Origin of the sequence: Micromonospora sp. C81 (genome assembly GCF_018070425.1) — a bacterium.
GTDB classification, from domain to species: domain Bacteria; phylum Actinomycetota; class Actinomycetes; order Mycobacteriales; family Micromonosporaceae; genus Micromonospora; species Micromonospora zamorensis.
The window spans coordinates 504,901-519,614 of record NZ_JAGPXS010000002.1 but is presented as its reverse complement, the minus strand read 5'-3'; the positions used below and the strand labels follow the sequence as shown (position 1 = coordinate 519,614).

The 14,714-nt window shown below is 71.4% G+C and carries 13 protein-coding genes; 6 read left to right on the top strand and 7 right to left on the bottom strand.

Going from position 1 to position 14,714, the window contains the following annotated elements:
- The first annotated feature begins 4 nt into the window (after positions 1 to 4).
- Positions 5 to 1,018: an ABC transporter ATP-binding protein gene (locus tag KBX46_RS05950; RefSeq protein ID WP_088950601.1), complete on the top strand. Its 1,014-nt coding sequence runs from the start codon at positions 5 to 7 to the stop codon at positions 1,016 to 1,018.
- Entirely contained in the window at positions 1,015 to 2,118 is a 1,104-nt protein-coding gene (locus KBX46_RS05945; protein ID WP_088950600.1) for an ABC transporter ATP-binding protein, read from the top strand. Before KBX46_RS05950 ends, KBX46_RS05945 begins: the two co-directional genes overlap by 4 nt.
- Before the next feature lie 33 nt (positions 2,119 to 2,151).
- Here KBX46_RS05945 and KBX46_RS05940 read toward each other — a convergent pair whose 3' ends face one another.
- A complete protein-coding gene (locus KBX46_RS05940; protein ID WP_357970681.1) occupies positions 2,152 to 2,529 on the bottom strand; it encodes a hypothetical protein in 378 nt (125 codons plus the stop codon).
- Positions 2,526 to 3,182: an HNH endonuclease family protein gene (locus tag KBX46_RS05935; RefSeq protein WP_088950598.1), complete on the bottom strand. Its 657-nt coding sequence runs from the start codon at positions 3,180 to 3,182 to the stop codon at positions 2,526 to 2,528. The genes KBX46_RS05940 and KBX46_RS05935 overlap by 4 nt, the downstream gene beginning before the upstream one ends.
- Before the next feature lie 107 nt (positions 3,183 to 3,289).
- Between KBX46_RS05935 and KBX46_RS05930 the strand changes: the two genes are divergently transcribed.
- Positions 3,290 to 4,783 (top strand): MFS transporter, encoded by a 1,494-nt coding sequence (locus tag KBX46_RS05930; protein ID WP_210791394.1) that lies wholly within the window; start codon positions 3,290 to 3,292, stop codon positions 4,781 to 4,783.
- Between the two features lie 25 nt (positions 4,784 to 4,808).
- Here the strand turns inward: KBX46_RS05930 and leuA are convergent, their stop codons facing one another.
- Both leuA and KBX46_RS05920 read right to left on the bottom strand, forming a co-directional pair.
- Positions 4,809 to 6,560, bottom strand: a complete 1,752-nt coding sequence (gene leuA, locus KBX46_RS05925; RefSeq protein ID WP_141911679.1) for a 2-isopropylmalate synthase — start codon at positions 6,558 to 6,560, stop codon at positions 4,809 to 4,811.
- A gap of 237 nt (positions 6,561 to 6,797) precedes the next feature.
- Entirely contained in the window at positions 6,798 to 8,069 is a 1,272-nt protein-coding gene (locus KBX46_RS05920; RefSeq protein WP_210791392.1) for an MFS transporter, read from the bottom strand.
- Positions 8,070 to 8,144: 75 nt separating this feature from the next.
- On the opposite strand from KBX46_RS05920, the gene KBX46_RS05915 reads away from it, so the two are divergent.
- A complete protein-coding gene (locus KBX46_RS05915) occupies positions 8,145 to 9,131 on the top strand; it encodes an ArsR family transcriptional regulator (RefSeq protein WP_210791390.1) in 987 nt (328 codons plus the stop codon).
- Between the two features lie 13 nt (positions 9,132 to 9,144).
- Here KBX46_RS05915 and KBX46_RS05910 read toward each other — a convergent pair whose 3' ends face one another.
- Both KBX46_RS05910 and KBX46_RS05905 read right to left on the bottom strand, forming a co-directional pair.
- Positions 9,145 to 9,675, bottom strand: coding sequence for a nitroreductase family protein (locus KBX46_RS05910; RefSeq protein WP_210791386.1), 531 nt, complete (start codon positions 9,673 to 9,675; stop codon positions 9,145 to 9,147).
- Between the two features lie 84 nt (positions 9,676 to 9,759).
- Positions 9,760 to 10,548, bottom strand: a complete 789-nt coding sequence (locus KBX46_RS05905; protein ID WP_307871469.1) for a hypothetical protein — start codon at positions 10,546 to 10,548, stop codon at positions 9,760 to 9,762.
- A 259-nt stretch (positions 10,549 to 10,807) separates the two neighbouring features.
- Between KBX46_RS05905 and KBX46_RS05900 the strand changes: the two genes are divergently transcribed.
- Complete coding sequence (locus KBX46_RS05900; RefSeq protein WP_088950592.1) at positions 10,808 to 12,073, top strand: aspartate kinase; 1,266 nt, start codon at positions 10,808 to 10,810, stop codon at positions 12,071 to 12,073.
- A 5-nt stretch (positions 12,074 to 12,078) separates the two neighbouring features.
- Positions 12,079 to 13,140 (top strand): aspartate-semialdehyde dehydrogenase, encoded by a 1,062-nt coding sequence (locus KBX46_RS05895; RefSeq protein ID WP_088950591.1) that lies wholly within the window; start codon positions 12,079 to 12,081, stop codon positions 13,138 to 13,140.
- 123 nt (positions 13,141 to 13,263) lie between these two features.
- Here KBX46_RS05895 and KBX46_RS05890 read toward each other — a convergent pair whose 3' ends face one another.
- Positions 13,264 to 14,673, bottom strand: coding sequence for a diguanylate cyclase (locus KBX46_RS05890; RefSeq protein WP_210791384.1), 1,410 nt, complete (start codon positions 14,671 to 14,673; stop codon positions 13,264 to 13,266).
- Positions 14,674 to 14,714: the final 41 nt, after the last annotated feature.

Genomic DNA, 14,714 nt, shown 5'->3' with positions numbered 1-14,714 from the left:
CCCAATGGCACTGCTCGAAGTTGACGATCTGTCCGTCACGTTCGCCCGGCGCGGCCAGCGGGCCGTGCACGCGGTCGACGGGGTGTCCTTCTCGGTCGACGCCGGTGAGGTGGTCGGCCTGGTCGGTGAGTCCGGCTGCGGCAAGAGCGTCACCTCGCTCGCGATCATGGGTCTGCTGCCGAAGCAACCCGGCCTCCGGGTCGGCGGCAAGGCCGTCTTCGACGGCACCGACCTGCTCCAGCTCGACGACCGGTCACGGCGGGACATCCGTGGCCGGGACATCGCGATGATCTTCCAGGACCCGCTCTCCTCGCTGAACCCGGTGATCCCGATCGGGTTGCAGGTGACCGAGGTGCTGACCCGGCACCGGGGGATGAAGGGTGCGGCCGCCGCCAAGGAGGCGGCGGAGCTGCTGGACCGGGTCGGCATCCCCGACCCGAAGCGGCGGCTGAAGGAATACCCGCACCAGCTCTCCGGTGGCATGCGCCAGCGTGCGCTCATCGCGATGGCGGTGGCCTGCCAGCCTCGGCTGCTCATCGCCGACGAGCCGACCACCGCTCTGGACGTCACCATCCAGGCTCAGATCCTGGAGCTGCTCAAGGAACTGGTCCGGGACTCCGGCACCGCGCTGCTGATGATCACGCACGATCTCGGTGTGGTGGCCGGCATGGTCGACACCGTCAACGTGCTCTACGGCGGTCGGGTGGTGGAGACGGCCCGCCGTCGTCCACTGTTCCGCCAGCCGCGGCACCCGTACACAGTGGGTCTGCTCGGCTCGGTGCCGCGCTTGGACGCCGGGCGGGGCGAGAAGCTCAACCCGATCCCCGGTTCGGTCCGCGACCTGCTGCCCTGGCCGGACGGCTGTGCCTTCGCCCCGCGCTGCTCCCGACGGATCGACGAGTGCGTGGGCGAGCCGCCGGAGCTGGTGCAGGCGTACGACGGACGTAGCTACCGGTGCGTGAACCCGGAGCCGGTGCCCGGCACGGTGCCCGCCCCGCGCGAGGAGGAATCAGCGTGAGCGAGAATGACATCCTCGTCGAGGTACGCGACCTGAAGGTGCACTTCCCGATCAAGCGGGGTGTGCTCTTCGACCGGGTGGTCGGCCACGTGAAGGCCGTCGACGGGGTCGACCTGAGCATCGCGCGTGGAAAGACGTACGGCCTGGTCGGCGAGTCCGGCTGCGGTAAGTCCACGCTCGGTCGGGCACTGCTCCAGCTGACCCCACCGACCGCGGGCGAGGTGAGCTTCGACGGCGTCGAGCTGACCACGCTGGCGCCCGGCAAGCTGCGCAGCATGCGTCGCCGGATGCAGATGATCTTCCAGGACCCGATGTCCAGCCTCGACCCGCGGCAGAACGTCGAGTCGATCCTGACCGAGGGCCTCCAGACTCACGGGATCGGCGCCGACCGCACCGACCGCAGGCGGATCATCGGGGAGACCCTGGACGCGGTCGGGCTGCCCCGCTGGGCGTTGTCCCGCTATCCGCACGAGTTCTCCGGCGGGCAGCGGCAGCGCATCGGCATCGCCCGGGCGCTGGTGCTCGGGCCGGAGCTGATCGTGGCCGACGAGCCGGTCTCGGCACTCGACGTGTCGATCCAGGCCCAGGTCGTCAACCTGCTCGACGAACTTCAGGACAGCCTGGGGCTGACCTACCTGGTGATCGCGCACGACCTCGCGGTGGTCCGGCACATCTCCGACACCGTCGGCGTCATGTACCTGGGCGCGCTGGTCGAGGAGGCACCGAGCGACCGTCTCTACAACGAGCCGCTGCACCCGTACACCCGGGCGTTGATGTCCGCGGTGCCGGTGCCGGACCCGGACGTGGAGGACCGTCGGGAGCGGATCCTGCTCGCCGGTGACCTGCCGTCGCCGGCCAACCCGCCGTCCGGCTGCCGTTTCCACACGCGCTGCCCGTGGGCGCAGCCCACCCGCTGCGCGGACGAGCGGCCCGTGCTGCGGGATATCGGTGTCAGCCGGGTGGCCTGCCACTGGGCCGAGCAGATCGCCAGCGGCGAGCTGCGCCCGCACGGGGTCAGCGCGCAGATCGTCCGCCCCGAGGGCGAGGGGGACGCGCCAGCCGTGGTCTCCGCGCCCACCGAGCCCGGCTCGTACGTCTGAGACTGGACGCGGTGCCGGCGACGTCGGAGCTGCTCAGCCCTCCGGGCGGTTGAGCAGGCCCACCGCGACGCCGTGCACCGCGTCCAGACCCGCCGGGTCGGCCAACGCCACCGACGCGCCGGTGACCACATACCACTCGTCGGCGTCCTTGTACTGGACCCGCAGGGTGACCTTGCCGTCCGCGTACTCGGTGCGCAGGGTCAGGTCGCCGGTGACGACGCCGACCTCATCGGTCATCACCCCGCCTGGGCCGGGCACGATGTCGGTGGTGCGGCTCTGCGGGCCAGCGGCCCCGCCCGCATCCGCGACCATGCCGGCACCCGGCACGGCGGCGGGGGTCTCGGCGGTGCCGTCCGCGGTCATGCCGGCGGCGGCCGGGCCGGTGCCAGCGCTCTCCTCGGCGGCGGTCACGATTCACTCCCCACTGTGCAGCCCTCCAACATGTCGGTCAGGGCAGCCTTCTCGGCGGTGGTCACCGTCAGCCGCCAGTAGTGCTTGACCGTCACCCAGCTCTCAGCGTACTTGCACCAGTACTCACGGTTCGCCGGCTTCCACTGCGACGGGTCCTGGTCACCCTTTGACCGGTTCGAGGACGCCGAAACCGCAATGAGCTGCGGGCGTGTCGTGTCGTTGGCGAAGTCGCCGCGCTTGCGGTCGTCCCACTCGTCGGCACCCGAGCGCCACGCGTTGGCCAACGGCACCATGTGGTCGATGTCCACATCGGCGGGATCGGCGGCGCTGCGGCCGTCGTACACGCTCTCCCAGCGACCACCGACCACGTTGCAGCCGGAGAGTTTCACGTCCTTGCCGTCGCGCTGGAGGATGCTGTCCCGCACGTCGCAGTTCTTGCCGGTGTCCCGCCAGTGCGGGAAGTGGTCCCGGCTGTAGCCCTTCATCGAGCCTGCGGTGGCGACGGTGAGCTGGCCGAGCTGCTGCACGGCATTGCCGCCGCCGCTCGACGGCGGAGTGTCCGGCTCGTCCTGCGGGACGCAACCGGCCACGCCGAGCGTCAGCGTCGCGGCGAGCGCGATCACCGCCGCTCGCGGTCCTGATGTGGTACGCACAGACGACACCTCTCCAGCTTGCGGTCTCCCGGCGATTGCGCACAGTACCCGGGGATGGTTTTGGCATTTCGTGGCGTCTCCCACATCAGGCAGGGCAGATTGGTGGGATGACCGCACCCGTACCGGCGCCTGCCCTCCGAATGGGCACCGCCGCCGGCCGTGGGACGCTGCTCGCCGCCGTACTCGCCTCAGGCATGGTCTTCCTCGACAGCACTGTCGTCAACGTGGCGCTGCCGAAACTCGGGCAGGATCTCGGCGCGAACGTGGCCGATCTCCAGTGGACCATCAACGGCTACCTGCTGATGCTGGCGGCTTTCGTGTTGCTCGGCGGCGCACTCGGGGACCGCTTCGGCCGGCGACGCATCTTCCTCATCGGCGTGATCTGGTTCACCGCCGCGTCCGTGCTGTGCGGGCTGGCCCAGGGCACCGGGTGGCTGATCGCGGCCCGTTTCCTCCAGGGAGCCGGCGGGGCGTTGCTCACACCCGGGTCGCTGTCGGTGCTCCAGGCCAGCTTCCACCCGGACGACCGGGGCCGGGCGATCGGCGCCTGGGCCGGACTGTCCGGGGTGTCCACAGCGCTCGGCCCGTTCATCGGTGGCTGGCTGATCGACGCGCTCTCCTGGCGTTGGATCTTCTTCCTCAACCTGCCGATCGCCGTGCTGGTGGTGCTGGCCGCGATGCACTGGGTGCCGGAGAGCCGGGACGAGAGCGCCTCCCGGACCGAAGACCCGGGGCGGACCCGACGGCGGTTCGACGTCGCGGGAGCCCTGCTCGGAGCACTCGCGCTCGCCGGTGTCACGTACGCCCTGATCGACGCACCGGCGCGCGGCTTCGACTCCGCGCCGGTGCTGATCGCGGCAGTGGTCGGAGTGGTGTCGGCGGTGTCCTTCGTCCTGTTGGAACGGCGGCGCGGCGACGCCGCGATGCTGCCCACCGGGCTGTTCAGCAGCCGGCTCTTCTCGGTGCTGAACATCTTCACAGTGGTCGTCTACGCGGCGCTCGGCGGCTTCACCTTCTTCTTCGCCGTCTACCTGCAGAACGTGGTCGAGTGGTCGGCCTTCCGCACCGGCATCGCGCTGCTGCCGATGACCCTGCTGCTGTTGGTCGGGTCGGCCCGAGCCGGAGCGTTGTCCGCCCGGATCGGCCCCCGGCTGCCGTTGGCCATCGGACCGGTGGTGGCCGCGATCGGTCTGTTGCTGCTGCGCGGCGTGGGACCGGGCGCGTCGTACTGGACCGACGTGCTGCCCGGGGTGCTGCTCTTCGGCATCGGGCTGACCCTGGTCGTGGCACCACTGACCGCGTCGGTGCTGGCCGCCGTGCAGGACCGGTTCTCCGGGGTCGCCAGCGGCTTCAACAACGCGGCGTCCCGAGCCGGTGGTCTGCTCGCGGTGGCGGCGCTGCCGCTGCTGGTCGGCCTGTCCGGCGGCGGGTACGAGCAGAAGGCCGAGCTGACCGACGCGTTCCGGGGCGCGATGGAATGGTGCGCCGGCCTGCTCGTGGCCGGGGCGGTGCTGGCCCTCGTGCTGGTCCACCGACCGCCCCGGGCAGCCCCGCCGTCGCAGCCCTGCCACTCGATGCCCGCCGCGACACCCCCGAAGTAGCTGCTCCGGGGGTGTCGCGCGTAGGTCAGCGGCGGGCGCGGTTGACGGCGCTGGTGACCGCCTTGATCGAGGCGGTGACGATGTTGGCGTCGGTGCCGACACCCCAGACCGTGCGACCGTCCACCTCGCACTCCACGTACGCGGCGGCCTGCGCGTCCCCACCGGAGGAGAGCGCGTGCTCGTGGTAGTCGAGCACCCGCACGCCCACGCCGATCGAGTGCAGCGCGTTCACGTACGCGTCGATCGGGCCGTTGCCGACCGCGGTGAGCGAGCGGTGCTCGTCGCCCACGCCGACCTGGGCCTCGATCTCGACCTTGCCGTCGATGGTGCCGATCGTGTAGCTGGACAACCGGACGGCCGGGTCGGGCTGGTGGTCGAGCAGGTAGTGCGTCGCGAAGATCTCCCACATGGCGCCCGGGTCGACCTCGCCACCATCGTGGTCGGTGACCTGCTGCACCACCCCGGAGAACTCGATCTGGAGCCGCCGCGGCAGGTCCAGTTGGTGCTCGCTCTTCATGATGTACGCGACGCCGCCCTTGCCGGACTGCGAGTTGACCCGGATGACCGCCTCGTAGGTGCGGCCCAGGTCCTTCGGGTCGATCGGCAGGTACGGCACGGCCCAGGTCTGCTCGTCCACCGGTACGCCGGCAGCCTTCGCGTCGGCCGCCAGGGCGTCGAAGCCCTTCTTGATGGCGTCCTGGTGCGAGCCGGAGAAGGCGGTGTAGACCAGGTCGCCCGCGTACGGGTGGCGCTCGTGCACCGGCAGCTGGTTGCAATATTCAACGGCGCGCCGGATCTCGTCGATGTTCGAGAAGTCGATCATCGGGTCGATGCCCTGGGAGAAGAGGTTGAGCCCCAGCGTCACCAGGTCCACGTTGCCGGTGCGCTCGCCGTTGCCGAACAGGCAGCCCTCGATCCGGTCCGCGCCCGCCAGCAGGCCCAGCTCGGCGGCGGCCACCCCGGTGCCCCGGTCGTTGTGCGGGTGCAGGCTCAGGATCACGCTGTCGCGGCGCGGCAGGTGCCGGTGCATCCACTCGATCGAGTCGGCGTACACGTTGGGGGTGGCCATCTCGACGGTGGCCGGCAGGTTGATGATCAGCGGCCGGTCCGGCGTCGGGTCGATCACGTCGATCACCCGGGAGCAGACCTCCAGCGCGTACTCCAGCTCGGTGCCCGTGTACGACTCCGGCGAGTACTCGTAGAAGATGTCGGTGTCCGGAGTGTGGATCTCCGCGTACTTCTGGCAGAGCCGAGCGCCGGTCGTGGCGATGTCGGAGATGCCGTCCCGATCCAGGCCGAAGACCACTCGACGCTGGAGGGTGGAGGTCGAGTTGTAGAAGTGCACGATGGCCCGCTTCGCGCCCCGCAGCGACTCGAAGGTCCGCTCGATGAGGTGCTCCCGGCACTGCGTGAGCACCTGGATGGTCACGTCGTCCGGGATCATGTCCTGTTCGATGAGCTGCCGGACGAAGTCGAAGTCGGTCTGGCTGGCCGACGGGAAGCCGACCTCGATCTCCTTGTAGCCCATCTGGACCAGCAGCTGGAACATCCGCCGCTTGCGCTCGGGCGACATCGGGTCGATCAGTGCCTGGTTGCCGTCGCGGAGATCCACCGCGCACCACCGTGGGGCCGCCTCGACGGTGCGGGTGGGCCAGCTGCGGTCCGGCAGCTCGACCCGGAACTGCTCCCGGTAGGGCTGGTAGCGGTGGTACGGCATCCGGCTCGGGCGTTGCCGAGCGAACGGATCGGTCTCGGCATCGGTGACAGGTTGAGCCATCTCAGAGTGCTCCCTGGAACATGTGGCGTCAGCAGATCGGAAGGTGTCGGCGAGATGCCGGGCAACGGTGCGCGGCGGTGCCGAGAAGAAAATCGGATGTGCTGGACGGCGCGATGCAACTCCGCGACGAGGTGCCGGCCGGTCAGGCCTCGTCGCGGCGGCTAAGGAGAACGAGCGCCTGCCACATGACCAGGTCACCCTACGTGATGAAAAGGGGGGTGGGAAGGTAGGTCCGGACTATGGGACCGGCGTCATGGTCCGCTCCGGCGCCGCAGCACCCAGCCGCGGTGTCCGCCCGGCCCAACCCACCACGGGTACGATCGCCAGCCCGACCAGCACGAAGATCGCTGCGGCCGGTATCCATCCCCACCCGCCGGTGGTCACCCCGAGCGCGGTCAGACCGACCGGGGCGATCAGGTACTGCACCTGGGAGCCGAGCCGGAACGCCCCCACGTACGCGCCGCGCTGGTCGGCCGGCGGCAGGGTTGCGGTGAGGCCCCAGGCGCCCGCCGACTCGATCAGCTCGGCCAGGATCAGCACCGTCGCGGCGGCCACCAGCACCACCACGGTGAGCGCGCCCCGGGTCAGCCCGGAGATCGGCAGGACCAGACAGAACAGGGCGATCAGCAGGGCGCCCCGACGAGAGGCCCGAGCCGCGCCCGACGCGGTGTCGGCGCCCCGGCTGACGCGTACCTGGAGCAGCACGATCAGGACCGTGTTGAGCAGCACCAGCCCGGCGATGATCGTCTTCGGGGCGTCGGTGTGGGTGAGGATCCAGAGCGGCATCACCGTCAGGTAGAGCGTCTGGTGCGCGGTGAGCAGCCCGGAGAGCAGGGACACCACCATGAACGGGCGGTCCCGCAGCACGGCGAGCCGACTCATCGGCTCGGTCGGTCGGGCCACCTGCGGCAGCCGGGGCAGTCGCCGCACGAAGAGAGCCGTGACCAGGAAGACCATCGAGATGAACCACACCATTCCCCGGTACGCCTCGATGGTGTCCACCGCCAGCACCAGGCCGCTGATCACCGCTCCCAGCCCGAAGCCGACGTTCAGCGACGAGCGCTGGTACGCCATCGCCGTGACCCGCTCGGCCGGGGGAAGCGCGTTGATCGAGTAGACCTGCACTGCCACGCCGCTCGCGGCTTCCACGGCGGCCAGCGCCACCACCACGGCGAGGAACCCGGCGAAGCCGCCCACGAACGGGTAGGTCGCGAAGAGCGCCGCGTTCAGCACCAGCCCGACGATCCAGACCCGCTGCGGCCCGTACCGGTCGGTGAGCCCGCCCAGCGGCACCGTGCCCAGCAGCGACACCCCCGCCGCGATGGACAGCCCCAGCCCGACCTGGGCGGCGCTGAGTCCCAGCGCCCGGGTGAAGAAGACGGCGCTGCCGGCGTGGAACAGGCCGCTGCCGACGGCGTAGACCATCGCCTGCACGGCCAGGGCGCGGGTCAGCCCGGCCGGCGGTACGACGTTTCGGACAGCGGTACGGATGGTTTCTCTGGCCCCCATGGCCGGCAGTGAACCGTGCCCCCACGGCCTCGGTCGAGCCTTTTAGGCTGAGTCAAATCCTGCGCCGGGGGTGGCATGTCCGAATTGCGGTTCAGTCTGGCCGACGTGGCGCGAGTGCGCCTCGCCGTGTCGCCGGTCAACGAGACGGTCATGAGCATGTGGGCGCTGGCCAGCCCGGTCCGTTACGCGGTGCACCTGCCCTGGATCGACCGGGCCAGGGTGACTCTGCGTCGTCCCGAGGTGGCCGACCGGGTCGGACCGCTGACGCACCTGGTCGGGCGGGGGCGCTGGTTGCCCGACTTCCTCACCCCGGCCGCCCGGCCGAACGTGGAGATGGCCGAGCAGCTCGACCAGATTGCGGCGACCCCACCGGCCGTGGTGGTCCAGGACCTGCTGGCGACCACCCCGCGCCGGCCGCTCAATCCGTTCGGGCAGGCGCTGCTCGCCGACCCCGGCGGGCTGCTGCCGCAGGTCGTCGACGCGGTGCGTGTCTGGTACGACGAGGCGATCGCCCCGGACTGGCCGCGGATGCGGGCGCTGCTCGACGCCGACGTGGCGTACCGCGCCGCGCAGCTCGCCGAGAGCGGCGCCGGTCGATTCTTCGAGCAGCTCCACCCGAGCCTGCGTTGGCACGGGGACCGGGTGATCAGCGATGACACGTTCGAGCGGGACTTCGACCTGCGCGGTCGCGGGTTGGCGCTGAACCCGACGGTGTTCAGCGGGCGGAATGTGCTGTGGAACCTGCTGGAGGATTCACTGCCGGCCGGCGCGTACCCGGTCCGGGCGGTCGGGACCCTCTGGGAGGCGACGGCCCCACCGCCCGGCGACCCGCTGGCACGGGTGATCGGCCCCGGCCGCGCCGCACTGCTGCACCTGCTCGACACGGCGACCACCACCACCGACCTGGCCCGACTCACCGGCATGTCCGCCGGAAACGTCTCCCAGCACCTGGCCGCGTTGGGCGCAGCCGGGCTGGTCCACCGGTCTCGACAGGGTCGGCACGTCCTCTACCGCAACAGCGACGCCGCGAGGGTCCTGCTCCGGGCCAGCCGGGGAGGGTGACCCGCCTGGGTGATCAGGCGAGCAGCAGGTCGGCGACCGGGCGACGGCGACGCAGGCCGATCTCCCGGGCGCGCAGGTCGGGCGGGAGGGCGAACGGGTCCCCGAGCCGGCCCACGGCGGCGACCACCAGTGGACGGACGGCGCCGGGCATGTCGAGCTCGGTCGCGAGGCCGGCCTGGTCGAAGCGGGTGAGCTGGCGCACGTGCAGGCCGAGCGCGGTGGCCTGCAACGTCAGGTGGGCGACCGCCTGACCGAGGTCGTACGCGGCCCGCTCGGCGTCGCCGCCGGTGTGCGCGCCGACCACCAGGGTGGCCGCGTGTCGAACCCATCCCTGGTCGCTGCCCGGGAGGCTGATCAGGATGCGCTTCCATGTCTCGTCTTCCCGGTAGCCCACGGCGAACCGCCAGGGCTGCCGGTTCTCCGCCGAGGGCGCCCAGCGCGCCGCCTCCAGCAGCGAGGCCGCCTCGTCCGGGGTCAGCTCGGCGCTGGGGTCGAAGGCCCAGGGGCTCCAGCGGTAGGCGAGCAGCGGGGTCAGGTCAGCCATGGCGTGAATCGTCCTGTATGGGTGATTCGCGGCTCAGGGCGGGCTTGCAAAATGTGGTGAAACGCACCCGTAACGGGACGAAGATCAGGACGTTCCCGCGCTCGGGCTGTCCGACGGGTCAGGCGTCGGCGGCGCTGCGGTGTCGAGCGGGTCCCGGTCGACCACCACCGGCCCGGCGAGTTGCACGGTGGCCGGTGCCGGGCCGGGTGGCGCGGCCAGCCGCAACGTCCCCGCTCCGGTCCGCACGCCGGTCGTCGTGCCGTCCCGGTCGTAGCAGTAGATGCCCACGTCCAGCGGGGCGTTGAGCGACGCCGAGGTGGACTCCACCGAGTAACAGGTGCCGGTGACGCCCTCCGGCGCGCTGGCCGGGGCCACCGCCAACGGCGCGCGCCGGTCGGTGAGCACGTCCAGCCAGTCGGTGAGCGGATGCTGGATCCGGGGGTCCGACCGGCGCGGGATCGCGTCGTCGCGGTCACCGAGGCGTACGCAGCTCGCCGACTCCGGTCGGCCGACCGACGGCAGGGCGCACTGGAACAGCCCGTCGGCCGTGGCGGCCATCGAGACGTCGGCGGCGCCACCCAGGGCACCCCCCGGCACGTCGACCCGCCAGCTGCCATCGTTCGCGCTGGTGAAGACGATGGTGCGGTCCGGTTGACCCGCCCGGCTGTACACGTACTGCGCCACCAGGTGGCGGTCCTGGGCGGCCGCGGCCAGCGCGGCCAGCTCGTCCCGGGCCGCCTCCACCTCGACCACCCCGGTTTCCGTGGGCATCGGGCTCGGGGGCTGCGCACTGGTGCAGGCAGTCAGGAGTGCTGGCAGGGCGATCACGAGCGGCCCGAGCACACGGCCGGTCGGGCGGATGAGGGCGGGCACCGGCCCATTCTGGTGGGTGCGGGCCGTTGGTGGGTGCCGACGCGTACCGGGCTTGTTCCGGCGTGTCGGACGGGGTCTTCCCCGCGTACCGCCCGACCTGGTGGGACCGACCCTCGCTGGCCCGCGCGGGCCGGATGGTGGGATCACCTGACCCGCCGTCGTTGCCCGCCGGATACCCTCAAGGGGTCTGACACGCGCCGCCGGCCCCGGTTCCGGCGGCGTCGGCACGCTCAGGGTTACTGGGAGGGAGTGCACCGTCGTGGCACTCGTGGTGCAGAAATACGGCGGGTCCTCCGTCGCCAACGCCGAGCGGATCAAGCGGGTGGCCGAGCGCATCGTCGCCGCCCGCAAGGCCGGCGACGACGTGGTGGTGGTGGTCTCCGCGATGGGGGACACCACCGACGAGCTGCTCGACCTGGCCAACCAGGTCAGCCCGCTGCCGCCGGGCCGCGAGCTGGACATGCTGCTCACCGCCGGGGAGCGGATCTCCATGGCGCTGCTCGCCATGGCCATCCACAACCTGGGGTACGAAGCCCGCTCGTTCACCGGCTCGCAGGCCGGTGTGATCACCACCTCGGTGCACGGCCGCGCGCGCATCATCGACGTCACCCCCGGGCGCCTCAAGGGCGCGCTCGACGAGGGCTCGGTGGTCATCGTGGCCGGCTTCCAGGGCGTCTCCCAGGACACCAAGGACGTCACCACCCTGGGCCGGGGCGGCTCGGACACCACCGCCGTGGCGCTCGCCGCAGCCCTGCACGCCGACGTCTGCGAGATCTACACCGACGTCGACGGCATCTTCACCGCCGACCCTCGGATCGTGCCCAACGCCCGGCACATCAAGCACATCACCTACGAGGAGACGCTGGAGCTGGCCGCGTGCGGCGCGAAGGTTCTGCACCTGCGTAGCGTGGAATACGCCCGGCGGGCGGGGTTGCCGATCCACGTCCGTTCGTCATACTCGACCAACACCGGCACGATGGTCACCGGATCGATGGAGGACCTTTCCGTGGAGCAGGCACTGATCACCGGAGTCGCGCACGACCGCAGCGAAGCCAAGATCACGATCGTCGGGGTGCCCGACGAGCCGGGTGCCGCCGCGCGGATCTTCGACACGGTCGCCGGCGCCGAGATCAACATCGACATGATCGTGCAGAACGTCTCCACCGAGGGCACCGGCCGGACGGACATCTCGTTCACCCTGCCCAAGACCGACGGCCCGACCGCGATGGCCGCGCTCAGCAAGATCCAGGAGCCGGTCAAGTTCAAGGGCCTGCTCTACGACGACCACGTCGGCAAGGTCTCGCTGATCGGTGCCGGCATGCGCTCGCACCCCGGTGTGGCCGCCGGGTTCTTCGCCGCGCTCGGCGCGGCCGGGGTCAACATCGAGATGATCTCCACGTCCGAGATCCGGGTCTCCGTGGTCTGCCGGGACACCGACCTCGACGCCGCCGTCCGCGCCATCCACGACGCGTTCGAGCTGGGCGGCGACACCGAAGCCGTGGTCTACGCGGGGACGGGTAGGTAGCGCCGATGACGGCGCTGCCCACCCTCGCAGTGGTCGGAGCGACCGGTGCCGTCGGCACCGTGATGTGTGAGCTGCTCACCGGGCGTCGCAACGTCTGGGGTGAGATCCGGCTGCTCGCCTCCGAACGCTCGGTCGGGCGCCGGGTGCGCTGCCGGGGCGAGGAGATGGTCGTCCAGGCGCTGACCCCCGAGGCGTTCGACGGGGTCGACGTGGCCATGTTCGACGTGCCCGACGAGGTCTCCGCCGAGTGGGCACCGATCGCCGTCTCCCGAGGGGCGATCGCGGTCGACAACTCCGGCGCGTTCCGGATGGACCGGGACGTCCCGCTGGTCGTGCCCGAGATCAACCCCGAGCAGGTCCGCAACCGGCCCCGGGGCATCATCGCCAACGCCAACTGCACCACCCTCGCGATGATCGTCGCGGTCGCGCCGCTGCACCGCGAGTACGGCCTACGGGAGCTCGTGCTCGCCTCCTACCAGGCGGTTTCCGGCGCGGGCAAGTCCGGCGTCGACATCCTGCACGACCAGCTCGCCAAGGTCGCCGGCGATCGGGCGCTGGGCTCGCGCACCGGCGACGTGCGGCAGGCGGTCGGCGACGACCTGGGCCCGTTCCCGGCCCCCATGGCGCTCAACGTGGTGCCGTGGGCCGGCTCGCCCGCAGACGGTGGCTGGTCGTCGGAGGAAATGAAGATCCGCAACGAGTCGCGGAAGATCCTTGGCCTGCCCGACCTCAAGGTGTCCGCCACCTGCGTCCGGGTGCCGGTCGTCACCGCCCACTCGGTGGCCGTGCACGCGGTCTTCGCCACCGAGGTGGACGCCGAGGGCGCCCGCGAGGCACTGCGCAACGCACCCGGGGTGATCCTTGTCGACGACCCCGCCGCCGGGGAGTTCCCGATGCCGATCGACGCCGTCGGCACCGACCCGTCCTGGGTCGGCCGGATCCGCCGTGCCCTGGACGACCCCCGCGCCCTCGACTTCTTCGTGACCGGCGACAACCTCCGCAAGGGCGCTGCCCTCAACACGGCCCAGATCGCCGAGCTCCTCGCCAAGGAACTCCGCACCCCCTAACCAGCGGCTCCCTCGGCCCCGCGCTCTTGCGGGGTCGATCATGGAGTTGTGGTGGGCGCTTCAACACCGGCAGCGGCAAATATCCCCACCACAACTGCATGATCGACGGGGTGGGGGTTGGGGTTACGCGGCGGACAGGTGGACTCCGTCTCGGCCTTGGCGTTTCACCGCGTACAGGGCCTGGTCGGCTCTTCTCAGGGTGCGGTCGGGTGTTTCGCCGGGGCGGGGTAGCGCGACGCCCACGCTGATCGTGCGACCGACTCGCCGTGCCGCCTCGGTCAGCCGCTCGGCGATCCGGACCGCCTCCTCGGGGCGACTCACCTCGATCACCGCGACGAACTCGTCGCCGCCGATCCGGTACAGCTCGTCACCGTGGCGCAGCGCCCCCTCCAGCGCCCGGGCCAACCCGACCAGCACCCGGTCGCCGGCCTGGTGGCCGTACGTGTCGTTGACGGTCTTGAAGCCGTCCACGTCGATCGCCAACAGGGCCGTACGCCCCGGGGTGGCCGCCGCGATCCGCTGCCCGAACGGGCCGGTGTGCCGCAACCCGGTCAGAGGGTCGGAGCTGGCCTGCTCGCGCAGCCGGGCCAGGGTGCGCAGCCGGTCCAGGCTCGTCCAGGCCTGCCCGGCGAGCAGTTCCATCAGGCTGACCGTGGTCGGGTCCGGGCGCAGGGCCCGTTCGTCGGCGACCAGGAGCACCCCGCCGGCGTCCGGCGGCCCAACCGGAACGGCGACCAGCGTGCGCACCCCCGCCCCGGTCAGCGGTCGATAGTCCTCGGTCGGAGGGTGCCCGGCCTCGCCCAGCGTGTACCCCGCGCCGTACCGGTGTGCCCGGTCGACCATCCGGACCAGTGCGGCCGGACCCGACTCGGTCAGCTCGGCGCGGATCCGGGTCTCCAGGTCGCTCGGGGCCGCCGGAGGTGCGCCGAGCTGCCCCGCGATCAGCAGCACCGCTGTGGAGAGGCCGGAGACCTCGCGCGCGGCGCAGGCCGCCACGCCCAGTACGTCCGCCTCGGTCGGTGCGGTGGAGAGGGCGGCAGCGTGCCGGAGCAGCTTCTCGCTGCGGCTCTCCGCCGGTGGGCCACCGAGAGCGGCGATCCGCGCGCCGAGCTGGTCGGCAAGCTGTTGCGTGGTCTCCCGCCACGGCTCCAGGTCGATCGGCTCACTCCACTGCAGGTCGAGGACACCGATCGCCCGGCCCGTCGGATCCAGCACCGGTACGCACAGCTCGGCGGTCACGTCCGGGCGTACCGGTAGGTAGTCCGGGTCGACGGTGACGTCCGGGACGACAGCCGGGGCGCCGCTGTCGTACACCCGGCCGACGATGCCGGTTCGCGCCGGCACGGTCGCGAAGACCTGCCAGGCCCCGGTCGCCGCGACGCAGCGCAGGCGGTCGTGGACCGCGAGCAGTACGGAGATGGTCGCCGGGGTGTGGCGGGACAGCGCGCTGACCGTCCACCGACAGGCCTCCGGCGTGCTCGACGCCATCGGCAGGCGGACGGTGACGTCACGGATGACTCGCTGATGATCCACTCGCACGTCGTTCCAGGTAGGGGAGGAGCCCGGCGTCGCCG